The 22,958-nt window shown below is 39.7% G+C and carries 24 protein-coding genes; 13 read left to right on the forward strand and 11 right to left on the reverse strand.

Annotated features, from left to right (window positions below; genetic code table 11):
- The first annotated feature begins 1 nt into the window (after nucleotide 1).
- Nucleotides 2-643 (forward strand): hypothetical protein, encoded by a 642-nt coding sequence (locus ACXAFE_RS20320; RefSeq protein WP_475157216.1) that lies wholly within the window; start codon nucleotides 2-4, stop codon nucleotides 641-643.
- Nucleotides 644-796: 153 nt separating this feature from the next.
- Here the strand turns inward: ACXAFE_RS20320 and ACXAFE_RS20325 are convergent, their stop codons facing one another.
- Nucleotides 797-976, reverse strand: a complete 180-nt coding sequence (locus ACXAFE_RS20325) for a sigma factor (protein ID WP_475157218.1) — start codon at nucleotides 974-976, stop codon at nucleotides 797-799.
- A 248-nt stretch (nucleotides 977-1,224) separates the two neighbouring features.
- On the opposite strand from ACXAFE_RS20325, the gene ACXAFE_RS20330 reads away from it, so the two are divergent.
- Nucleotides 1,225-1,584, forward strand: coding sequence for a DUF3667 domain-containing protein (locus tag ACXAFE_RS20330; protein WP_475157220.1), 360 nt, complete (start codon nucleotides 1,225-1,227; stop codon nucleotides 1,582-1,584).
- A gap of 118 nt (nucleotides 1,585-1,702) precedes the next feature.
- On the opposite strand, the gene ACXAFE_RS20335 is transcribed toward ACXAFE_RS20330, so the two are convergent.
- The 4 genes from ACXAFE_RS20335 to ACXAFE_RS20350 all read right to left on the reverse strand — a co-directional run bounded on the left by ACXAFE_RS20335 (nucleotide 1,703) and on the right by ACXAFE_RS20350 (nucleotide 5,535).
- Nucleotides 1,703-1,909 carry a 2TM domain-containing protein gene (locus ACXAFE_RS20335; RefSeq protein ID WP_475157223.1) on the reverse strand — a complete coding sequence of 69 codons (207 nt, stop codon included), beginning with the start codon at nucleotides 1,907-1,909 and terminating at the stop codon, nucleotides 1,703-1,705.
- 521 nt (nucleotides 1,910-2,430) lie between these two features.
- A complete protein-coding gene (locus ACXAFE_RS20340) occupies nucleotides 2,431-3,669 on the reverse strand; it encodes a uracil-xanthine permease family protein (RefSeq protein WP_475157226.1) in 1,239 nt (412 codons plus the stop codon).
- A 9-nt stretch (nucleotides 3,670-3,678) separates the two neighbouring features.
- Entirely contained in the window at nucleotides 3,679-4,308 is a 630-nt protein-coding gene (upp, locus tag ACXAFE_RS20345) for a uracil phosphoribosyltransferase (protein WP_475157228.1), read from the reverse strand.
- 285 nt (nucleotides 4,309-4,593) lie between these two features.
- Entirely contained in the window at nucleotides 4,594-5,535 is a 942-nt protein-coding gene (locus ACXAFE_RS20350) for an NADP-dependent oxidoreductase (RefSeq protein WP_475157232.1), read from the reverse strand.
- 158 nt (nucleotides 5,536-5,693) lie between these two features.
- Between ACXAFE_RS20350 and ACXAFE_RS20355 the strand changes: the two genes are divergently transcribed.
- Nucleotides 5,694-6,632 carry a LysR family transcriptional regulator gene (locus ACXAFE_RS20355; RefSeq protein ID WP_475157235.1) on the forward strand — a complete coding sequence of 313 codons (939 nt, stop codon included), beginning with the start codon at nucleotides 5,694-5,696 and terminating at the stop codon, nucleotides 6,630-6,632.
- 68 nt (nucleotides 6,633-6,700) lie between these two features.
- Here ACXAFE_RS20355 and ACXAFE_RS20360 read toward each other — a convergent pair whose 3' ends face one another.
- Nucleotides 6,701-7,468, reverse strand: a complete 768-nt coding sequence (locus tag ACXAFE_RS20360; protein WP_475157236.1) for a substrate-binding periplasmic protein — start codon at nucleotides 7,466-7,468, stop codon at nucleotides 6,701-6,703.
- Between the two features lie 217 nt (nucleotides 7,469-7,685).
- Here ACXAFE_RS20360 and ppiC point away from each other — a divergent pair, with 217 nt between their 5' ends.
- Nucleotides 7,686-7,964, forward strand: coding sequence for a peptidylprolyl isomerase PpiC (ppiC, locus tag ACXAFE_RS20365; protein WP_010558734.1), 279 nt, complete (start codon nucleotides 7,686-7,688; stop codon nucleotides 7,962-7,964).
- A gap of 100 nt (nucleotides 7,965-8,064) precedes the next feature.
- Here ppiC and ACXAFE_RS20370 read toward each other — a convergent pair whose 3' ends face one another.
- Nucleotides 8,065-10,407: a hypothetical protein gene (locus ACXAFE_RS20370; RefSeq protein WP_475157238.1), complete on the reverse strand. Its 2,343-nt coding sequence runs from the start codon at nucleotides 10,405-10,407 to the stop codon at nucleotides 8,065-8,067.
- Between the two features lie 342 nt (nucleotides 10,408-10,749).
- On the opposite strand from ACXAFE_RS20370, the gene ACXAFE_RS20375 reads away from it, so the two are divergent.
- Nucleotides 10,750-11,181 (forward strand): acyl-CoA thioesterase, encoded by a 432-nt coding sequence (locus ACXAFE_RS20375; protein ID WP_054979611.1) that lies wholly within the window; start codon nucleotides 10,750-10,752, stop codon nucleotides 11,179-11,181.
- Nucleotides 11,182-11,357: 176 nt separating this feature from the next.
- Here the strand turns inward: ACXAFE_RS20375 and ACXAFE_RS20380 are convergent, their stop codons facing one another.
- From ACXAFE_RS20380 to ACXAFE_RS20390, 3 genes are all read right to left on the reverse strand, one after another.
- A complete protein-coding gene (locus ACXAFE_RS20380) occupies nucleotides 11,358-11,525 on the reverse strand; it encodes a DUF418 domain-containing protein (RefSeq protein ID WP_475157242.1) in 168 nt (55 codons plus the stop codon).
- Nucleotides 11,526-11,742: 217 nt separating this feature from the next.
- On the reverse strand, nucleotides 11,743-11,883 hold the full coding sequence (locus tag ACXAFE_RS20385) for a hypothetical protein (protein ID WP_475157244.1): 141 nt from the start codon (nucleotides 11,881-11,883) through the stop codon (nucleotides 11,743-11,745).
- A 25-nt stretch (nucleotides 11,884-11,908) separates the two neighbouring features.
- Entirely contained in the window at nucleotides 11,909-12,049 is a 141-nt protein-coding gene (locus tag ACXAFE_RS20390) for a hypothetical protein (RefSeq protein WP_158683525.1), read from the reverse strand.
- Between the two features lie 238 nt (nucleotides 12,050-12,287).
- Here ACXAFE_RS20390 and ACXAFE_RS20395 point away from each other — a divergent pair, with 238 nt between their 5' ends.
- Entirely contained in the window at nucleotides 12,288-12,833 is a 546-nt protein-coding gene (locus ACXAFE_RS20395; protein WP_475157247.1) for a DUF3750 domain-containing protein, read from the forward strand.
- A gap of 116 nt (nucleotides 12,834-12,949) precedes the next feature.
- Here ACXAFE_RS20395 and ACXAFE_RS20400 read toward each other — a convergent pair whose 3' ends face one another.
- Nucleotides 12,950-14,125: an acyltransferase family protein gene (locus ACXAFE_RS20400; protein ID WP_475157249.1), complete on the reverse strand. Its 1,176-nt coding sequence runs from the start codon at nucleotides 14,123-14,125 to the stop codon at nucleotides 12,950-12,952.
- Between the two features lie 447 nt (nucleotides 14,126-14,572).
- Here ACXAFE_RS20400 and ACXAFE_RS20405 point away from each other — a divergent pair, with 447 nt between their 5' ends.
- From ACXAFE_RS20405 to ACXAFE_RS20435, 7 genes are all read left to right on the forward strand, one after another.
- Entirely contained in the window at nucleotides 14,573-15,808 is a 1,236-nt protein-coding gene (locus ACXAFE_RS20405) for an FG-GAP repeat protein (protein WP_475157252.1), read from the forward strand.
- Between the two features lie 213 nt (nucleotides 15,809-16,021).
- Nucleotides 16,022-16,363 (forward strand): DUF6172 family protein, encoded by a 342-nt coding sequence (locus ACXAFE_RS20410; RefSeq protein ID WP_475157254.1) that lies wholly within the window; start codon nucleotides 16,022-16,024, stop codon nucleotides 16,361-16,363.
- 716 nt (nucleotides 16,364-17,079) lie between these two features.
- Nucleotides 17,080-19,263 carry a TonB-dependent hemoglobin/transferrin/lactoferrin family receptor gene (locus tag ACXAFE_RS20415; RefSeq protein WP_475157256.1) on the forward strand — a complete coding sequence of 728 codons (2,184 nt, stop codon included), beginning with the start codon at nucleotides 17,080-17,082 and terminating at the stop codon, nucleotides 19,261-19,263.
- A 280-nt stretch (nucleotides 19,264-19,543) separates the two neighbouring features.
- Nucleotides 19,544-20,356 (forward strand): heme/hemin ABC transporter substrate-binding protein, encoded by an 813-nt coding sequence (locus ACXAFE_RS20420; RefSeq protein ID WP_475157259.1) that lies wholly within the window; start codon nucleotides 19,544-19,546, stop codon nucleotides 20,354-20,356.
- 3 nt (nucleotides 20,357-20,359) lie between these two features.
- Nucleotides 20,360-21,412, forward strand: coding sequence for a FecCD family ABC transporter permease (locus tag ACXAFE_RS20425; protein WP_475157261.1), 1,053 nt, complete (start codon nucleotides 20,360-20,362; stop codon nucleotides 21,410-21,412).
- The gene (locus tag ACXAFE_RS20430) at nucleotides 21,405-22,223 is read left to right on the forward strand and encodes a heme ABC transporter ATP-binding protein (RefSeq protein WP_475157263.1); all 819 of its coding nucleotides are present in this window, start codon (nucleotides 21,405-21,407) and stop codon (nucleotides 22,221-22,223) included. The genes ACXAFE_RS20425 and ACXAFE_RS20430 overlap by 8 nt, the downstream gene beginning before the upstream one ends.
- A complete protein-coding gene (locus tag ACXAFE_RS20435) occupies nucleotides 22,201-22,926 on the forward strand; it encodes a HugZ family pyridoxamine 5'-phosphate oxidase (protein ID WP_475157266.1) in 726 nt (241 codons plus the stop codon). Before ACXAFE_RS20430 ends, ACXAFE_RS20435 begins: the two co-directional genes overlap by 23 nt.
- Nucleotides 22,927-22,958: the final 32 nt, after the last annotated feature.

Consider the following 22,958-nt stretch of genomic DNA (forward strand, 5'->3'; position numbering starts at 1 on the left):
TATGAGTAAGCAATTCAACGATGAAGAGATCATTAAACTTTATCAACAAGATAATGACGAGCTGCCGCCAAAAGCCCTTGATGAGGTCATTTTAGCCCACGCATCCGATGCAATTAGCGAAGAGCAGCCTGTTATCACAAACCCAAACCGCTGGTGGCATTATTCAGGTATCGCAGCAGTAATGGTTGCTATCGCTGTGTTTGCACCTTGGCAGTATTATCAAGAGCCAGATTTTGAATCAGAATTAAAATCAGTAGAATCAATGGGTAAGCCCGCGTTACCGCACGCCAAGAAAACAGCCAAACGTGAACAGCAAGTTGAAATGATGGAATTATTAGCAGATGACGTGCAGTTAGAAAGAATAGAAGTAACGGGCTCAAGAGTTGAACGCGTAGCCCCAGAACAAAAAGCGCGATCTGTTCCAGCGCCACCGCCTGCAATACCGAATTTAAAAGGCGCAGAACCACGTTCTGAGTTCAACATTGTTTTAGCAAAACTTGAAGAAGATGACAAATATGGTGCAGAACAAGCGTTAATTGAATTACTGAAAGCAAAACCAAAGCTTCACGATAAAATTCCTGAAGCGCTTGAGGGGTTATATCAAGAACTACTTAAAAACGGCAAACTGGCCAAGCCAGAGTAGTTAGAAAGGACAAGAGCGGGCTTAAATCACACATTAGTGAAAAAGTAGCATCGTGTTAAACGTAAGGCAGGGTAAAACGTAACTCCAATTTATCATGTGCTTTTACGCTTTATTGGCGTAGTGCAAATCTATCTATAGCTAATGTTTTGAAACTTAGGCATAAAATGCAGTCAATAGGCTGCGTTTTATGTCTTTGCTTCGCCATATTTGTAGGCAGACCTCTTGGTAATAGTCATCAAAATCTTCTTGGCTATGTGTGTATGCCCGACATATTTTGATGATGATTCCCGCATAGGGCAGTATCGATTGCTGATAAAAATCGCTTCCATTCACCTTGTTCCGTTTTGTATTTTCTTTAGTTAGTGGATTAAAGATGCTGTTTATTACAGCTTATTGGAATTTTTTCCGAAGGAAAGTATTTAAAGATAAAACGTTAACAGTAAAGCGCAGAAAACTTTTATAAATCGTCTCGTATTCAAGCAATTTGCTACTTTCATTCAATCAAGCGTACATTAAATACTTATTTGTAATTTATTAGTCGCTTAGGTAACGTTCTAATAAAAAAGAATAAGGCTATTACTGTGGATTTAGGACATAACGCAAATCAAGTTTCAACGCATTTAAGCGCTTGTGCGAATTGCGATACGCCTATAGAAAATAAATTTTGCCCTTCATGCGGGCAACGCTATCGCTCAGAGCGGTTATCATTAAAAATGCTGTTGATAGACATTCCATCGCAATGGCTTAACCTCGATAAGGGCTTTTTTTACACGTTCTTTCAACATTTTAAATCGCTGGGTTCCGTTGCAAAACGTCATGTAGAAGGGCAACGGGTTATTTTTACTAATCCGTTAACTTATTATTTGGTTGGCTCTCTTGTCGCGGTTTTTATGGCAGAGCGCATCATAATGGTATTGCATCTTTTTTTGCCCTTGTGTTGACGTTTGTAACCTTTCTTTTCACTCTCGTAATTATGATGGGAATTGCACTGCATACGCGATAAAACCATATTTTCTATAGAGAGTTTTTAAGTGGTGATACTTGGTAAAGCGAATTCGCTTACCAAGTATCATTATCGCGGTGCTTGCTAGCCCTATTTTTACCTGTAAAACTCACCTCATTAAAAAATCCGATAAACGTAAATAATGCTACCCACAGCACCCATAAATGATTTGGTGCAGTAACGAGATTTATTAATGTTAACCCGATTAGCAGTGGTAGATGTCTTAAGCTGTATTCAATAAAATGTTTAATGATGTTGTTCATAATGTCTTCCTTGTTTGGTTGATGTACTTATTGTGGCAAATGCCGACGCACGGCACAGCTGCCAAATGTCACTAATGTAGGATGACAATTGTCATTAATTGCTGTTTTATTTGTTAGTGGGTGTATGGACTAATTTTTCTCCTTTTTGCTACGTTATTTGTAGTCACACTACCGGCTTGCGGAACTGATACTTACGCGTACGGTCGGTTTTTGATAAATATTCCAAAGTGTCGCGTCGCTGAGTTCAATAGGTATACCAAACGAGCTTGTTGAAGTGTAAGGGGGTCACGATTAGAGTAACCTTAAGTAGTAAAGATTTTGCAGCGTATCGGGCGTTATTACGCTATTTTATTTGGCTAGGGTGTTGACGGTTAATTGCACGAAATAATGATAGATAGCAATAACGTTAAGATAATTTAATGTGTTTTTAAGGATCAGGATAAGGTTCAAGCTTACAGTTCGGCTTAAAAATAAAAAAGCGCATATGAAAATGCGCTTTTTAAAAATTGAGGTGTATAAAGTTAGTCTGTTTGCTGTGGAGCTTGTGGAAGTACCGCATTTAAAATAATGCCTAAAATGGCGCATAAGCTAACACCCTGTAGGCTGAATTCATCACCACCAATGTGCATACCACCAATTCCGAAGACTAAAATTAGCGCAATAATCGTGAGGTTTCGTGGTGCGGTTATATCTTCGCCGGACTTCATCAAGGTATTTAATCCTACTACCGCAATTGAACCAAATAATAAGATCATAATTCCCCCCATCACAGGCACAGGAATTGTCTGTAAACTCGCGCCCATTTTTGCCACAAATGCTAACACAATAGCTATAACTGCGGTCCATAACATCACGCGTGGGTTAAAGTTACGAGTAAGCATAACGGCACCAGTTACTTCTGAATAGGTTGTATTAGGTGGACCGCCAAATATGGATGCAGCGGAAGTGGCTAAGCCATCGCCCAGTAGTGTGCGGTGCAGCCCTGGCTTTTTCAAATAGTCTTTACCTGTTACTTGGCTAATCGCCATCATGTCACCGATGTGTTCAATGGCTGGAGCAATGGCTACTGGCACCATAAACAAAATAGCTTGCCATTTAAACTCAGGGTAGGTGAATGCTGGTATTGCAAACCATTTAGCATCGCTTACAGCAGCAAATTCAACAATGCCTAAAAACAGTGACACAAGGTACCCTGTGATAACGCCTGCTAAAATAGGCACAAGTTTAAATACGCCTTTACCCCACACAGCAAATATTAATGTCACTAGTAACGACAAACCAGAAACCCACAATGCCTGATCATAAGGCACTAGCTGCGCACTGCCATCACCTGACTTGCCCATAGCCATGTTCACTGCGACAGGCGCGAGTGCTAAGCCAATTACCATAATTACTGGGCCAACCACGACGGGTGGCAATACTTTATGCAGCGCATTTACACCCTTAAGTTTTACAATGATACTCAGTGCAAAATAGCAAAACCCCGCCACCATTAAGCCGCTCATTGTAGCGGGCACCCCCCACATCTGAACCGATGCGATGATAGGTGCGATAAACGCAAATGACGATGCTAAAAATATAGGGACCTGGCCTTTCGTCACAAGATGAAACAGCAACGTACCGATACCTGCTGTAAACAATGCAACATTTGGGTCTAAGCCCGTAAGCAAAGGTACTAATACCAAAGCACCAAACGCCACGAACAACATTTGTGCACCGGTTAAAATGGTTTTTAACGAAAATGTTTTATGATTTTCCACGGGAAGGCCTTAAACGGTACCAAAAATTTTGTCACCGGCATCTCCAAGGCCAGGAATAATATATCCTTTTTCGTTTAAATGGCTGTCTAGTGAGGCGGTGAAAATCTCAATATCAGGATGTGCTCCAAGGGTTTTTTCTACGCCTTCAGGTGCAGCAACCAATACAATCACTTTAATATCTTTACAGCCTGCTTTTTTTAGCATGTCGATAGTGGCAATCATTGAGCCACCTGTTGCTAACATTGGGTCGATAACAAGGCTTAAACGTTCATCAATTTTGCCCACGAGCTTTTCAAAATAAGGGACTGGCTCTAAGGTTTCTTCATTACGTTGAAGACCAACAACACTTACTTTGGCGGATGGAAGTAATTGCATTACGCCATCCATCATACCAAGACCTGCGCGTAGAATTGGCACTACAGTAATTTTTTTGCCTTTAATGTGTTCTACATTGAGATCAGAACCATCCCAGCCCGTGATTTGCACATTTTCAAGTGGTAAATTTTTTGTTGCTTCGTATGTGAGCAAAGTACCTACTTCAGACGCTAGCTCACGAAAACTTTTTGTACTAATACCTTGTTCGCGCATAAGGCCAAGTTTGTGTTGAACCAATGGGTGAGTAATGACATGGATAGACATATGTAGAACCTAAATGAAATAAATTACGCTTATTTTAGCGTAAAATCGCATTTTAGACCGCAAAAAATACATGATAACTGCATAAATTTATGGGGAACACTATTTATGCCTTGGTTAGAGTTTAAAGGTTATGTCAGGTATTAAAAATAATAATGTGGGTGTGTTGTGTAAGAGAGTAATATGATTTAACTATCACCTATTGTCGGTCCAATAGGTTTACTGTTTGAAAAAATTGAGTAACGCTCAAATCAGCAGCCCATTGAAAACTAGGTAACGATTGACGCTTTATTTGTCGTGGGGTATGCGCACCACAATTTTTCCTTTGGCTCGCTTACTCTGGCTACGTTGGTGTGCAAGTTTTATATCTGAAAGTGGATAACTTGAGTCAATAATTACTTTTACATCGCCGCTATCGATTAGTTTTGCAATCGCGTTTAAATCATCGCGATCGGGAGTTACCCACAATCGGTGGTAATTAACCTGATGTGATTTAGCTAATGAATCCGAAATTTCATCGAGCAATGAAATTAAGTAACCCTCTTTTTTAACGACATTAAGTGAGCGTTCGACGATATTATCACCGCCTACTGCGACCAATACAAAATCCAACTCTGAGACTTTTTCGGTGAAATCGTGTTGCTGATAATCAATAAATTCATCAACGCCTAAAGATTGTACAAAAGGCTCGCTCGCCTTTGATGCTGTGCCAATTACATAGGCACCCAATGCTTTTGCTATTTGTACAGCGAACATACCAACCCCACCACTGGCGTTGTGAATCAAAATTTTATCGCCGGCGTTCAATTTGCCTGCTTTGGTTAATGCTTGCCAAGCAGTTGTTGCTGCTAAGGGCACAGCTGCAGATTGTTCAAAGTTGAGTGTGCGAGGTTTACTCGCAACTAAGTTCGCGTCTACGGCGATATATTGGGCGTAGGCGCCTTGTTTTACAATTGGCGTGTAAGCATAAACCGCTTGTCCAAGTGCAAAATGTGTTACTGCGCTGCCTATTTGGGCGATCTCGCCAGCGGCATCCCACCCTAAAATTAATGGTAATGTATGTACATTATGCTCTTTAAAAACACCGTTACGTACCATCCAATCAACCGGGTTTACAGCACTGGCATGTACTTTTATCAATACCTGATTATCAAGAATTTCGGGTATAGGTTTGCGGCCTAAAGTTAAGTTATCTTCATTGCCGTATTGTTCAATGTATGCTGCTTGCATGTTTGCTACTTCCTTATTTTGTATTGGTTTTCTTTTTTTGATAGCTGTATCTTTACCGATATTATTGATATGGTCTAATTGATGGTTTGTATAGAATGCATTGTTTAAATCAATGTATTTGCTGAGTGAGCAGAAATAGTGAGATAAGGAAATTTGCAGTGGCGTTAAATGATTTAAATTTAATGGTAATTTTTGATGTGATTATGCAAGAACGCTCGGTGACTAAAGCATCTCATCGCCTTGCTATGACACAACCATCTGTTTCTAACGCTATTTCTAGAATGCGTCATGTATGGCAAGACCCTGTTTTTGTAAAAGACGGCCGGGGTATTAAGCCAACGCCTTTTGCCGAATCGATATGGCAAAAAGTGAGGCAACCACTGGTTGATATCCGTCATGCCTATCAAGTAACGAAAACCGATCTTCGCCAAGTAGCCAGAACAATTCGTATTGCCAGTACAGATTGGATGACCGATTTATTTTGGTTGCCATTACGAAAACGCATTGAGCAAGATGCGCCTTTACTTAACTTGCACGCGGTGCCTTATCGGGTAAACGGTGAAAAGTTATTGCTCGATGCCGAAGTGGATATGGTGCTCGATTATTTTGAGGGCTCTCATGATCAAATTCACAGTCAATTATTGTTTAATAATCACTTTGTTTGTGCCATGCATCCACAACATCCATTAGCCAAAAGGCAGCTCACGTTAGCTGATTATTGTTTGTCTGAACATCTATTAATGTCCTTATCAGGAGATGCTAAAGGGGCGGTGGATATGGTTTTGGCGCAATTGGGTCATAGTCGTCGTGTTGCAATGACAGTAAATCACTGCGCTAATATGGCGAAAATATTAGCGCATACCAATCTAATCACAACTATTCCTTTACCATTGATTGTCAATGAAATAGCGCAAGGCTCATTAATTATCAAGCCATTACCATTTACTTTACCGCCAGCGCCTATTTCCATGACTTGGCATATGCGTCAGCAACGAGATGACGTACATAGCTGGTTAAGAAGTCAGGTATTAGAAGTTGTGAAGGATGAGATTGCCCCGTTAATTACGGCGAACAGTGAACACATTCAGCTAGTATAATAAATCATGTTGTGTGTTTGATTGCTCCGAGCTAGTTGTGTCGAGAGATTAGAATAACGATCGGTGCTTTAATACAAAAACTCGTATTTTGCGACGAGATTATCGTATTCTTTTGTTTGTTTATAAACGCTCATTGCCCGATTGAAGGCAAGCATCAGTTTTTTATCGGTAAACGCAATGTGATAGGTCGTTTTTGGAAATAATCGATGAATGACTACATTAGCCATATGTGAACCGCCAAGTAGCTCATTGCTCAAGTAGTTAAAAATATTAATGTCCATAACGACAAAATCGACTTTGCCTTTTAATAGCATTTCAACTTGCTTACGTTGATTGGGTAATTCTAAATACAGTGGGCTTTTTTTGGCGGCTTTTCGATACTCATCACCAAGAACCACCGATGCGTTTTGAAACGCAACAATCGTATGATTTTTTAAATCTGAAATTGAATCGATTTCAATACTGCGCCCTTTCAAACTGATGGCAGCATTCTGATATGAAATATAGGGCTCGCTAAGTACTAAGCCTTTTATATCCATGTGCACGTTCATTGTTAATGCGGCGTCTACTTTTTTTACTTTAATAAGTGTGTTTGAGCGACCAAATGGCACATAAACATAGCTTACTGAATACCCCATATTAGCGAATATTGCTGAAACCATATCGAGTTCAAAGCCAGAGTTTCTTTCTTCAATCACATAAGGTGGTTTGTTCCAACCAACAGAAATAGAAAGAGAGTTGGCGATAGCAAAGCTTGAGAAGCCGTTAACTGTTAGTAGAAACAGGTAGGTCAAAACTGCATAGCTTCGCGTTAGTTTTGCTCGCTTTATATCCATAAATCTCGCCCTTTTGTCCACATTATTTGAGCTTAGGTCAAAGTGTCACAGTTTGATAATTAATTGTAATAGATTTGCGTAAATCGAGTGTTTAAAAAGCTGATACGGACAAGGGAGCTATGTAGGGCATAGTGCCATTGCTTCTTATTTTTGCCAGTATTCGTGTATTATTACGCTATCAATAGCACAGTAATATTAAAAGTGAGAATTAAGCATAATGGCAAGTACAGCACATGCTCTACACATTTTGGTAAAACATAAAGAGCAAGCGGAAGATATTCTCAAGCAGTTAAAAAAAGGGGCGAAGTTTCAAACCTTAGCTAAGAAGTATTCGAATTGTCCATCAGGTAAAAAGGGTGGTGATCTAGGAGAGTTTAAACGTGGCACCATGGTGCCTCAATTTGATAAAGTGTGTTTCTCTTGCGAAGTGCTCACCCCACAATTAGTTAAAACTAAATTTGGTTGGCATATTATTAAAGTGCTGTACCGCACCTAAACGACACCAAGCGGTATAAAAGCCGCTATCGCTGCCCAAATGAATATGTGTTTAAGGTAAACACACACAAAAAGCGGCATTTCAGCCGCTTTTAAAATGGTTATTTTAGCTCACTCGGGCACTGCCAAGAAGACGTTTTTTGGTGTGTGTATTGGTAACACAAGCCGCTGCTTTTAATCTCAATGTCTTTAATAAAGCCCGTTAAATCATTAAAGCTTTGCTCGCCAACTTGATTAAAACAATTTAAAAAGCCATCAGCTACCAAGCAGGTATTCTGCTTATGTTGTGTAATCGCATACACATGAGAAAAATCATGTGTTAATGAGGTAACTTGTGTTGCGTTTTGACCCCAACATTGCCACTGAGCATTTTTAAATTGCACGCAGGCCGTGTTATTCCCAACCATATTTAGGCGTTCAATTTCGCCCGATAGCGAGGGGATTTCGTTTACAATTGGATTTGCCGTATTACCAATACATTCAACATCACTATTTTGTGTGAGTAAGCAGGCAACTTCGTCACTCAATTTTAGCTGTCGGTGTATGCTGGTATCGAGAGTAAACCTAATGGTACGGCCATCATAAATACACAGCGTATTGCGGCCACTAACCGAGCAGCTAATATCGTTCCTATCCAATCGTTGTGTATGGTACATATTAATGAGTTTATCGCTTTGCGTTGTTGACTCATGTTGATTAAATGATGCGTTTAGGTTGATTTCACCGTGAAACGACGATGAACTTGCGTAGCTAAATTCACCACTATCTGATTGCACAATATCACCAATCGGCGTGTTGCTTTGCCACTGTGCTTTTTCCTCGCGTAAGGTATCGTCATAGTAGATTTGGTCGAACAATTTTATTTGAGAGCCAGCGTAAAACTGCTCAGTTAACCCAGTGTAGATGGTAAAATGAGATGGTTTTAGTCTTAGCTTAAAATAATCATTTACTTGGTAGTCACCCACAAACGCAGTAACTTGCAGTGTGGTTTCTGTTTCTGTGGTGATGTTGTTTGAGAGCAGTGCCAGCTGAATCGTGTTATTAACTAAGTCTGCATTTTGTGTCGCAAAAGATATCGTAGTAAACGGTACATCAATAGCAACAGAATCTATTAAATCATACGCGTTTGATACATTTAATGTAAAATTACCCGTTTCGCCGTTATATACAGGCAATGGACTGTCGACATTATGGCCAATGTTAAGCTCGGTATCTAATGTATGGTGGTTTAATACGCGAATAGATTGAGTTAAGGTTTGCTGGTTGCCATTAGTTAAAGTGAACGTTGCCTGTGCTTCTAAATCAATGAAAAAGCCACTGTTTACCTCAGGCACAGTAATATTAAGGCGATGATCTTTGGCGTTATAATTTTGCTCAGTAAGGTTGTTTACAGTCCAATCAATGCTCGCAATTTGCTCTGGATTTTCTGTTATTACATCAACAAAAACTTCATGTCCTTTTACCGCCAATGTACGGTTTGCTGCCAAGCTAATATTAGAATAAACGGTGACATCTTTAATTGTTACCGGCACTTCAGCAATTTGTGTTTGATTTGCGCTTGTCACGCTTACTTCAAGTACGAGTGTTTGGTCGCTATCAACTTGAGGCGCTTTAAACGATACAGTTTTTGATGTGTCACCGGTAAGCGCAATATCACTATTGTGCCAACGCCACTGAATTTCAGGTTGGCTGTCATTTGAGTTTATCGTCACGCTTATGTTGGCATCTTTGCCTTCATCAATAACGTAACGCTCAGGAAGAGATATCGCCAAAAAGTCTGTGGAGTCTGGATTGACTGTAATACGTGTATGTTTTTGTGAGAGCTGACCATTGGCGGTAACTGATATAATAGCGTTGAATGATTGTGTTTGAGTTACATCGGGCGTTAATAGTATTAATGATGATGTGGCCTGAGTGCCATTTAGCGAATTTTGTATATTTATATCTGCGTTTAGTGGTTCATCTAGCTGCCACGAAATGTCTGAAATAACATGATTCGCTTCGATTTGCGTCGTTAATTCAAAGTATGAGTTTTCTTTTGCAGAATATGCATCAAGCAAGTCAAACGTTACTTGCGCAGATTTAGGCTTTATTGTGACCGTAATATCCTGACTATTTGTTGCATTTTTATCGTCTCGCGCAGTTAAAGTTAACGTGAGAGTGGTTTCTGTTGTTACAGTTGGTAATTGAACACTAGTAGTTGCAAGTGTTGACTGCGTGATCGCAACTTGGTTGATATCGTTCGACCAAGTTAATGAAACCGGATCGTTTTCGGGATCAGTAACTTTGTGTTTAATGGTAAGTATTGCACCGCTTTGTGCAGTAAATGCCGATTCAAGCGTCAGTTGAGGGGCACTGTTTACAACGGGTGGTGGTTTTTTGCTTGATGATCCACCGCAGCCGACCAAAAGCATTATGGTTAATAAAATAATTGCGTCACGCATCCTTGTTCCTATTTAAAGTATTAACTCTAGCCCGCAAATGTACTTATATACCTGAAAAAATAAAAGCGTGCTGGGGCGAAAGGCATTTAACTGATGACAATAATGGTTATTTATTGGATTTGATTAAGTTGCCTTAAATAGCAAGGGATTGCTTAGTTGGTGCAACAGCAAGTTGTTCAGTTAAGTATACTTCAATCACCGTTTAATATTGCGGCACTGTAAATTGCTTTTGACCAATGAATGGGCGCCGTGTAAACCCAAACCGAATAGTCTTAAATACTTGTGGTCCGATAAGTGAGTTGTTAATCTCAAAATACTAATAACTATAAAGGCAACATCATCATGCAGGAATTTTTCGAAAAGTATCCAATTCACACTAAAATCAACGTTGTATGGGGTGAAATGGATGCATTAGGGCATGTAAACAATGTGTCTTATTTTCGATATTTCGAAACCGCGCGTATCGATTTTTTAACACAAACTGGACTACTTTCAGTGTTGTCGGACCCTACCAGCAGCCCAGTGCTTCGCGATACCTACGCGCAGTACAAACGACCCGTCACCTTTCCAGATACACTCTATATTGGCTCGTATATTACTGATATTAAAAGTGACCGTTTTACTATGCGATATGAAGCGTTTAGTGAATCACAACAGGCTATTTGCACTACAGGCTATGCCAATGTAGTGATGTTTAATATGAAAACAGGGCAAAAATCACCTATTTCAGAAGACATGTTAGCGGTATTAAAACAATACGAAAAAGACGAGTAATTAAACAAATTTTCGCTTTTAATAAGCGTTATTTTTAAAACGTAAAAGGGGTCAAAATAGACCCCAACACTGTTATCTTAGGTGTGTTTTCAGCAAAGTATTCGTGGCTGTCGGTGTTTTCAATAGTTCGTGCTTGGCAAATTAAACGATGCAAACATTTTTAGATTGAGACGCAGTTAGCAGGTGACCCGCCTAAACGGCATTTTTTGTTTATAAGTAATGCAGCGCCAAGCCCATTCTAGTGGCCCGTATTTATAATGTGATAGCCACCATTTACTCAATAGAGACTGTATAACATTCAAAACTAAATGCCGTAACGCCTCGTTTTTATTTAGAAAGGCCAAGTGGTAAGCAAAAAGGGCTACCGGTCACTCCGGATAAAGAATTGAAAGACGATGTGCTAAAGCCAACGCAGTTAATTGACAAAATAGTGTATGAATTTAATACATTAGCCAATTAAACAAAAAAGCCTTTCCGCAGTGATATTGGAAAGGCTTATTTTAATTGTTTTTTATAATGGTAAAACAGTTTTATGGTTTGCTTCATAGGCTGTCCTAAAGGTTATTTTGTTAGCATATAAATGCCGCCAATTGCTGCACCAGTTACAATGGCACTTGCCATACCTGCTGTAATTAAGCCTGCAATAACAAAAGTGCTTAGTGACGCGACCATTAACATATCTATTGTGTTTGCATTGTTCATTTGGGTTTCTCTTTATTTAAATCAGTTATTTAGTTAATAAATAAGCGCTGCCAATTGCTGCACCTGTTACGATTGCTGTTGTCATACCAGCTGTTACTAAACCTGCAACTACAAATGTTGTTAAACCAGCTGCCATTAAAATTTCGATTGCGTTTGACGTGTTCATATTATATTTCCTATTCAGTTTTGTTTGAGTAAAGCGTTTTGCTTGAGTTAAAGAATAGGCGAATCGACACTGCTATCCTGCCCTTTGTGATGTGTGGTTAAATAAGGTGATATTTGGAAAATATTGGTGATGAAATAACAAGGCAGAGTGTGATTTAAGCGTGTTACTTCTCTGTATTTTGCAAGCTATTCTGGTTTGTTGATCGTATTATTGAATCGAACACAAAATGAGGTATCCAATGCGCAGTTTAATCACATTATTTATTGTTATCGCTTTTTTGAGCGGGTGTAGTAATTCAAATTGGCGAACAGCTAGCCGAGAGCCTGCGGGCATCGCACCTAATCCAACGCTAGTTAACGATGCGGTTATTGAATTTTATGGTGCCGATGCGTTTAGTTGGCGCGGCTGGTTTGCGGTGCATACTTGGGTCGCAATAAAGCCCGAAAATGCGAAAGAATACACCGTCTATGAAGTGGTAGGTTGGCGTGTAAAACGTGGCTTACCAGCACTTAAAAAGTACACAACTACAACACCTGATCGTTATTGGTACGGTGCAAAACCCGAGAAAATCCTATCAATTACTGGCGATAAAGCGAAAAAGTTGATCCCAGAAATTATAGCTGCAACAGAGCGTTACCCATGGGCAAACGAATATACTTTGTTACCGGGCCCTAACAGCAATACGTTTCCTGCATGGCTCGGTTTACAAGTAGAAGAACTTGAACTAGACATGCCATTTAGTGCAATTGGCAGCGGTTACGCAGATACTGAAGTGGAAAAATAACTCGTTTTTTTGTGTGAAACTCGGCATTTGAAAGCCGCGTGAGTTATCACGTTTATCTGAACGAAATTGTAATAAAAAAGCCAATTGAATGATTCAATTGGCTTTTTTAACATTATTCACGCTGTTGCTTGCACGCTTTTGTTTGTTAACGGAATACGTTTGCCATTAAGCAAAACACCTATTGCTGTGTTTCTAACAAGAAAATGATAGGTGATTAGTCCAATAATCATGGTGAGTGAAATGGATACTAAAAATTTTACCAAAGCCGGGATAGCTAGGTTAATAAGCGCAAACTGAATGTATAACAAAACGGGTACATGAATTAGGTAAAGCCAATACGACGCGTCAGACAAATAACGACTTGTGCTGTTTTCAACATTTAACCACTTGTAACCTGCAATAAAACTTACCGCTGTTAAGCTTAAAATGGCTATGGTTTGTGTAATCACAGGTACAAATGCAATCACTTTGGGCGCTGAGCTGCCGGTTTTAGCGGCTTCAATAACTTGCTCGATGGTGAATGCAGGCGGCAATACATAAAAATAGCCAACGGTAGATATGGTTGCTAACAATAACAACCAGTGAAATTGCTTTGCGATTTGTGCAATTTTATCTTTATGCTCAAAAAGCCCTGCACCCACTAAAAATAGCAGGCCATAAAAGCCAAATGACCAAAGTTCTGGGTACAGTTTATCTGGCGGTGGGAACGGCACAGCCACGTTAAGCATTGATATTGTTATTATTGTTGGCAATAAAGCACACAAAAACAGCGGCCTAACAACCCACGAGAGTACTAAGTTATACGCCTTTTGACTTTTAGTCAGTAACCAAAACAGCACGCAAAACTGCATTAAATTCCACAAAAACCATAAATGGCCTGTCGAAATTGGCAGGTCTTTTACTTGTTCAAATACCACATATACGGCGGGTGTGGTTTTTGCAAAGTCCAATCCCCATGTAATGGCGTGAAATGTAAAGCCAAATACGAGTGGAATAAAGATGAAAAAAGGCAGTAACACCCGTTTAAAGCGGTTTTTTATAAAATGACGACTACCGCGTTTATTGATCAGTAACGCGGCGCAAAAACCAGCGATAACAAAGAACAACGGCATTCGAAATAAATGAGACCAATTAGCAAAGTAGTCAAATAACACATGATTAGTCGTGTCGGCGGTAAACCACACATTTCGAAAGTAAGGACCATACGCTAGCGCTGCATGAAAGGCAATACCGAGCAATAGCGCGATACAACGCAGGTTATCTATATAATGAAAGCGGCTTTGAGTGTGCATTCGTTCTTCCTTAAAACGTTAGCCTGTGAATAAATAATTAAAACCGAGAATCTCTCTCAACAAAGGTGCCGTTGTTATCGCCATTAACCTTTGAGTTTTTGGCTTATATAGTTGAGCGTTGCGAGTAACGCAGTCTAAGAGAAGTTTAGTGACTTCGCTCGTTATCAATTCGCCCAATGAGTGAAATACACGGTCATCCCTGCATGATGTATACGCGTTAATACTACCAATAAAAGCAATAAAATCTAAGTGTTAGATTAAGGCGATTACCACATTACTGCCGCTTTTCAACACAATAAGTACGACAAGGGACTGGCGCTTATTAAGGTGTTTGTTATTGGGTTAGTTTTAGTTAAAAATAAATAATTTCTTACAATACCAAGCACGTAATTAAAACTAAGAGCATTTAAAGTAAAGGGCAACACGCTCTAACTATTAGGAACATTTATGCGCGTTAGTCATAAGGTAAAATTCGGATTAAGTTTCTTAGTTACGGTAATGGCGGGTTATGTACATGCTGACCAGCAGCAATTGCTCGCGCATGACGGCAAACAAGGTGATAATTTTGCTTATGGCGTGGCGATTGATGGCAACACCATTTTAGTCGGCGCACATAAGGCTGACAGTAAAAACGCGCAAGATAGTGGTGCTGGATATCTTTATTCACTGAATTCTAATGGTTGGCAGTTTCAACAAAAGCTGATTGCAAGCCCTGCGTTTTCCAACGATACTATGGGCGGTAAGGTTGCATTAAAAGGCAATATGGCGCTTTTGGGAGCCATTGGACGAAGCGATAAAGCCAAAAATGCAGGCGCCGTAATAAGCTTCGAGCGCGCATCTAAGAACTGGCAGCAAACACAAGTGCTGAGTGCATTTGATGCAAAGCCTGGAGACTCGTTTGGGCAAAGTATTGCGCTCACAGAAAAAATATTAGTTATCGGCGCACCAAAAAGTGATGCCATCGCCAAAGATGCGGGTGCGGTATACGTTTATCAACGCGTTAATAATGCATGGCAATATCAGGTAAAACTAACGGCAAGAGATGGCGCAGCGGGTGACCTATTTGGTATTAGCCTTGCAATTGATGGTAATACAGTGCTTGTGGGCGCAGATCTAAATGATCAGCAAAATAACAATGCCGGCGCTGTTTATGTGTTTGAGTTAAATGGTACGTCATGGCAACAACAGGCTAAATTAGTGGCATCAGATGGCGGCGATACTGATATTTTCGGTGTGCGTGTTGCAATATCAGGCGATACCGCGCTTATTTCTGCGCGTCGCGATGACATCGAGGAAGTTGGCAAAGACGCTGGCTCTGCGTATATTTTCGTTCGAAAAAATGGCAAATGGCACCAGCATCAAAAATTACGCTCGCCCGATTTAAAAGCCGATGATAGATTTGGCCGAGGCGTCGCATTACAAGGTAACACTGCACTTGTTAGCGCAATGCACCATGATGCCAGTGGTGAAAATGCCGGTGCAGTTTACGTTTTCTACAAAGTCGGCGATACATGGCAATATTCATCGAAAATAGTGGCGGAAAACGCTGCTCCTCACGATAAATTCGGTTGGAACATTGCAATGTCAAATAAACATGCCGTTATTGCAACGCCTAATCGCGATGATAGCGGCGAGCAATCGGGCGCTGCGTACGTTCACACATTGCAAATAACTAAACCGTAAAACAATGCCAGCAAGGCGATTTAAGTTGCGTTCAATTATTGGGAATAGGGCACTTTTTTACTGTAAATTTAGCTTAGTTAATGCCACCGCATTTAAATTAACGTAAAATGCGCCATAATCTTTGTTTATAGGTGCAGGTTTGTCGCACTTTATAAATACACCCATATATTTTGTAGGCAAAGCATTGCAGAATATTTCTGTCTGAAGGCAATCATGAAAAAAACATTTGAATTAACGCACCCAAAAATAAAGTTAGCACGACGTGTAGATGCGGTTAAGCATGAAATTAAAAAATACATCAAGCGTGAGCGCAATAAAAAGCTACCAACTGGCGCGGATTATTGGGATTTTGATTGTCAATTTGGCAACACAGAAGCTGAAGCCAAGCCAGTTCACTTATCGCAAATTAATAAGCTAATTGACCAAACCCAAGTTGAAAATCTAACGTCGTTCTACGTTGAGATTTTAGCAAAACCAGCTGCAAGACAATCTCGCATTGAACAAGATGACGATTTTGATCATGATGATGAATTTGATATGGATGACGAAGACTAAGTACTTCAGCTAAGCAACTTCGCTTAGTGGCTAAAAACATTAAGCTAGTCATACAAAATACGCCACTCGCTTATAAGTAAATGGCGTATTTTTTTGCATATTTAGAGGCTTCATTATGAGTCTGCAAAGTGTATGAATTAGGCCTCCCTTCTCGTTTCAATAATTTATGAAATCTCATCAACGATACTTGGTTATAAGTTTGAATTTGCTAAGTGGATTTTTGAGCTTTGTATTTATATTTCAGTCGCTTAAGTTAAATTTGTGTTATAAATTAAATACTGTTTATGTTTGGTAGTATGATACGTTTTTAAGTATGAAATCGCTTGCACATAGCAGTTTTTATGAAGTAAAAGCAGCTGATTGAAAGTATGTTGTTATCCCGAATTGAAAGTAGTTAGTTTAAATTTTTAAATAAAATTTGAGATAGAATTGTAACACCAATACTATGTTCAGTTGTATTGCCAAAACGTAACTGCCAGACCCACACACTCAGCTAAATCAAAAAATGTTAATTTGAATCATCGCCGAAAAAATTTGCTTTTTGATTAAATTCACAAAAATAAAAAGGTGGAATTTAGCCTCATATGATTATTGCAATTTAATGTATAGTATTGCAAATCATTATCATTAACGTTAGTATTGCCGTTAATTTGGTCTGCTCTCTTTTGCATGGCTCGTAAAACAATTTTAAATATGTAACTGTTTGGGAAATAAACATGAATACTAAATTATCACTTGTATCAAGTGCTGTATTTACCGCGTTAAGCTTTGCTATCAGCACGCCCTTATACGCAGAAACTGGCGATCAAGTAACACGTAAAAAAGATCGCGAAACTATTACGGTATCAGGTAGCCGTATCGAACAAGGTATCGATGATGTATCGGGCTCAGTGACAATTATTGATGCAGAAGAGGTAGAAGCAATTCAAGCGACAGATATTGGTGATTTACTTGATTACACACCAGGTGTCGACGTTGTTAAAGATGCGCGTTATGGCATTAAAAGTATTAGTATTCGTGGCCTTGAAGGCAACTATGTAAAGGTTAAAGTCGATAATGTAAGTGCGCCAGCTGAATTCGAAAGTGGTCAAAGCTTGATTGCTTCATCACGTATTGATTTAGATATTGATATGATTAAGTCTGTGGAAATTACTCGCGGCCCTGCATCAACAAGCCAAGGTAGTGATGCAATTGGTGGTCTTGTATTATTTCAAACAAAAGACGCTTCAGATTTTTTGGGTAATGAAGAAGGGTTTGGCGGTCACGTTAAATTTTTATATGATTCTTCAACTTCTGGTTTTCGTCAGTCATACGCGCTTGCGCACAGGGCAGGTGATTTTGACTCAGTCGTGAGTTTTTCTGCAGCAGACTTTGATGGCGTTGAAGATTACTCAGAGCTTTATAAAGAGAACAGCAAACCAAAATCGGTATTAGTAAAAACGACCTACAATATAAACGATACAGATTCAATTCGTTTCTCACTAGACTGGAATGAAACTAAAAACACGTCAGATCCAGAAAATGAACAAGACGAAAAGTATGAATATACAAATGACACGAGTGAACGTTTACGTTACGGATTACGTTATTTAGCACAATTTCAATCGCCACTGCTAGACAGCGCCGCTATCCAGTTGGATTGGCAAGAAAAAGAACAAAGCTCGCAAACATATCGTTATGTAAGCCCTGGTCGTTCAACACCAACGCCACGCGGTGAATTAAAGGACTATTCATATTCAGAAGAGGGCTATACGTTTGATGCACAGTTTAATAAAGATATCAAAACCGGTGATATCGGGCATAAAATGGCTTACGGTGTAACATACAGTGATATTGAATATAAAAACGTCAATGTCACACACTTTGATTCAAACCTTGATGGTAGCTACGGCGATTCATCATTACTGTATTTCTATATTCCACACTCAGAAGCGAATACTTTAGGCGTTTATTTCCTAGATGAAATAAGCTTTATGAATGGTGATTTGCTAGTAACGCCGGGTGTGCGCTACGACAAGTTTGAACAAGACCCATATAATGCGGACCCTTCTCAAGGTGACATTCCACACACAGGCTTTTCACCAACAAATGAATACGAAGCATTTTCAGATTCAGAAGTGACGTTTAAGTTGGGCACTGTATACAAGCTAAATGCACAAACACGCATTTTTGGTCAATATAGCCAAGGCTTTAAAGCCCCAGACTTTAATCAGCTTTACTATTCATATGCGAATGACCGTGTTGGTTATAAATATAAGCCAAATCCTGATTTAAAATCCGAATTTAGTGATTCATATGAATTGGGTGTGCGCTATTCAGGTGAGATAGCAAGTTTTGAAGTATCAACTTTCTATAGTGACTTTAAAGACTTTATTAATACATCATCAGATTTTACCGATCCAAGCTACCCATACGGTATTTACTATCGTGAAAACCTAGATGAAGCAGAGATCAAAGGTGTTGAATTTTCATCGAACATTGAAGGCGATTCAATTTTGCCTGGTACTTGGGCAACACTCGCTGTTTCATATGCTGACGGTGAAGATGGTGAAGGCAATACGCTTGACAGTGTAGCGCCATGGTCAGGTAGCTTAAGCTTAAATTATGAAAATCCATCAAACTTCTGGGGAACTAGCTTACGCCTTAAACATTACAGTGGTGCTGATGCAGCAGACTTTGAGCAAGATACGCAGGTAACGCCAAGCTCAGCATCTATTATTGATTTGACGGCATACATTAATGTAACAGATGAGCTAACGCTTAGAGCTGGTGTATATAACTTAACAGACAAAAAATGGTACCGTTGGGGTACAATTAGTGGTTTAGCGCCAGGTTCGGATATGGATCAATATGCAGAACCAAAACGTAGCTTTAGTTTAACTGCAAAATACAACTTCTAACATAAACCTCCCTGTGTTTTCGTTAAGGCCGATACTGAGTATCGGCCTTTTTCTTTGCAGTTATCTTGATGGTAATTGCTTATAGAAAACAACAAAGGTAATGAACTAGCTTGTTGATTTTTAATGTTAATTGTAAATATAAAATTCAAAGCATAGCCGTTTTTAAGTTGTTAAATTAAAAAATTTACGAAATCTTTACAGTTAACATTAAGCTAAATGATTATGATTATTGTTTAATTGTGTATAATGTCAGTGATTGAAGCTAATAGGTCTTTAAAAGATGTTGAGATTATTTATTTTATTTACTTTGCTGATGTGCTCGCAAGCTATAACAAAAGAGAGTGAAAAACTGGTTGTTGCTGGCGGTACATTAACAGAGCTTGTGTTTGCACTTGGCGCAGGTGATCAAGTAGTGGCTGTTGATCAATCGTCTTTGTATCCAGCAAAGGTTAGCGAGTTGCCATCTGTCGGTTACTACAGAGATTTGGCCGCTGAAGGTGTTTTATCCACGGGGTTAACTCGGTTAATTGCGCAAGAGGGCAGTGGTCGCGATGCCGCCTTAAAAAAAATTGAAGCTGCAGGCGTACAAGTAAATTACTATGAAAAAACGGTGACAGTTGAAGGCTTGTTTCGATTGATAGAAAAACTAGGCCAAGATTTAAATAAACGTCAGCGTGCAAAGCAGTTAATTTCTGAAATAAAAACTAGCTTGCCTGAAAAAGTTACCGCTAAGCAAGGTAACGCGTTATTTTTACTTTCAGCAGGCGAGCGAGGCTTAATTGCTGCAGGTACCCAAACTGTGCCAGCTCTTTATTTTGATTATTTAGGCATTGAGAATGTGGCTAAACATGAAGGCTATAAGGGTATAGGCCTAGAATCACTTGCTGTAATGCAACCCGATTTTATTATTGCGCCAGCCCACGTTGTACATGGTATGGGTGGAAAAAAAGCGTTTTGTAAACAGTCTCAGCTAGCGTTATTAAAAGCAGCGCAAGAATGTAATTTATTGGTTATGGATAGCTTACTGGCGCTAGGAATTACGCCACGAATTGCAACGGCACTTAAAGAAATTGAATCATTCATTGCTGAGTAAACGATGATTACAACAGATTCATTTTTTGCAGCTCAAAGTCAGCAAAAAAAGCAGTTTATACTGGGTTTTTCATTTCTTTTGCTGCTTTTTGCCGTTATCTCGCTTGGTTATGGCCCTGCTGGTTGGGATTGGCGACTATCAGTTGCTTGGTTATTTCCAGAGTACTTTAACCAGTTTTCTGATCTACAAATCAATGTAGTGACACAAATCCGACTACCAAGATTTATCCTAGCGATTATTGTAGGTGCGGTGCTCGCACAAACTGGTGCTGCTACCCAAGCGTTATGTCGTAATCCACTTGCAGATCCGTCGATCATTGGCATCAGTGGTGGCGCCGCAGTGATGGCCGTTGGTGTTATTGCTTTGGCTCCTAAATTCGGCTTTAACCCTGAATTTTATTTACCGTATGCCGCTTTTTTAGGTGCGCTTATTGTAACGATGACGGTTTATCAGTTTTCTAAACATAACAACGAAATAAATGTAACTTCGTTGATTTTAATCGGTGTGGCTTTCAATGCTTTAGCATTTGCGCTTATTGGTTTGTTTAGCTTCTATGCTGATGACAGTTCGCTTCGATTAATAAACTATTGGACTATGGGCTCGCTAGGAGGTGCTGGTTGGTCAGGCATGACGTTAGCGTTACCGTTAATCATTATTAGTTTTGTTGGCCTGTACCTTAAAAGAAAAGAACTTAACATGATGTTGTTGGGAGAAGCAGAAGCCCGTTATATGGGAGTGAATATAAAGCGGCTAAAATCTCAAGTCATTATCCTTGTCGCATTAGGCATTGGTTCGGTTGTAGCCTTGTCTGGCATGATTGGTTTTATTGGTTTAGTCGTTCCGCACATTACACGTTTATTAGTGGGTGCAAACTTGCAACAAATGCTTGGAGTTTGTGCATTGTTAGGTGGCGTTGTGCTGTTATTTTCGGATTGGTTAGCGAAAATAGTCGTTGCACCCGCTGAGCTTCCTATTGGCATTATCACTGCACTGATTGGTGCGCCGTTATTTGTCTATTTATTACGCCGCCAAAATTTAGGAGGTGACCGTGCTTAAACTCCAACAGGTTTCGGTAAAGCGTGGGCACAGAACTATTTTTTCTGACATTAACTGCCAAATTGAACCAGGGCAACTCGTAGCGTTAGTTGGTGAAAATGGTGCAGGTAAGTCGACTTTATTGCATGCCATTGCCGGTAGTTTGCCGTATTTAGGGGAAATCTGTTTACTAGATAAAAACCTTAAGCAATGGGATGAGTTTGAGCTTGCAACGAAGCGAGCAGTGTTAACGCAACATCATAATAATGCTTTTGCATTTGGTATACCCGAGCTCATTAGAATGGGACGACATCTATTAAGTGAGCCAAGAACGCAGAGCCATAAACGTGTTAACGAGTATATTCAATTGCTTGAATTGGAGGGGTTGTTAGGTCGAACAACTCAACAATTATCGGGCGGAGAATTGCAACGCGTTTACTTTGCAAAATGCCTAGCACAATTAGACGCTTTTGCTAAAACAGATACGAATTTAAATCGTGGTTTAATGTTGTTAGACGAACCGACCTCGGCATTAGATTTACGCCATCAACACCGCCTATTACAGTTGGTTAAACAATACTGCAATCAACAAAACAGTGCTGTTGTAGCAATTCACGATTTAAATTTGGCCTCTTTGTATGCCGATAAAGTGTTGCTTCTTCATGATGGTAAGTTGCACGCTTTTGGCAGCCCTGAACAAGTTTTAACCCGTCACAATTTAGAAGCCGTGTATCAAACCAGCATGCATGTGACTCAACACCCAACCTATGATTATCAAATGATATTCTCAGAACCTAAGGATTTATCCTATGAGACAAGAAGCATTAGCTAATGCAAAATTGCAGGTGAGCAAATCTCACGTAGCTGTCGTATCAACTATTTCAAAGAATATGGCTGGTTATCCATTTGGCTCTGTCACGCCATATATGCTCGATAGCGATGGCAAGGTGTATATGTACATCAGTGATATAGCACAGCATGCGCGTAACCTACATGAAGATAACAAACTCAGTCTAACTATCTATAATCAAGCTGAGTCTGGTGACCAAAATGAAAATGCGCGCATTACACTTGTTGGCGATGCGAGTATTGTAGAAGGTGATAAGCATGAAGAGATACTCAATCGTTATGTAAAGCTTTATCCTGAGGCGGAATCTTATGCCTCAGCGCATGACTTTAACATCTGGCAAGTTGACGTAAAACGAGTCAGGTATATTGCCGGATTTGGTAAAATCTTTTGGTTAGAGCAAGCTGAGTGGATCACAGAAGATGCACCATGGACAGCTGCTGAAGCACAAGGCATGATTTCGCATATGAATGAAGACCATCAAGATGCGATGCAGCTTATCCTAAAGCAGCATACTAATGTTGACGATGAAAATGTGATTATGTCAGATATCTTAAGCACGGGTTGCTATTTATATAGCAATGAACGTAACTACTTCATTCCTTTTACTATTATTTGCACTGAAAAATCCGACGCGAGAAAACAGTTAGTTTCGCTAACCCAAGCAGCTCGTTCGGCAGTTTCATGATTCACTGATACTGTGTCCTCTATGAGTTTGAT

This window comes from Pseudoalteromonas sp. ABV4_021, assembly GCF_056159365.1.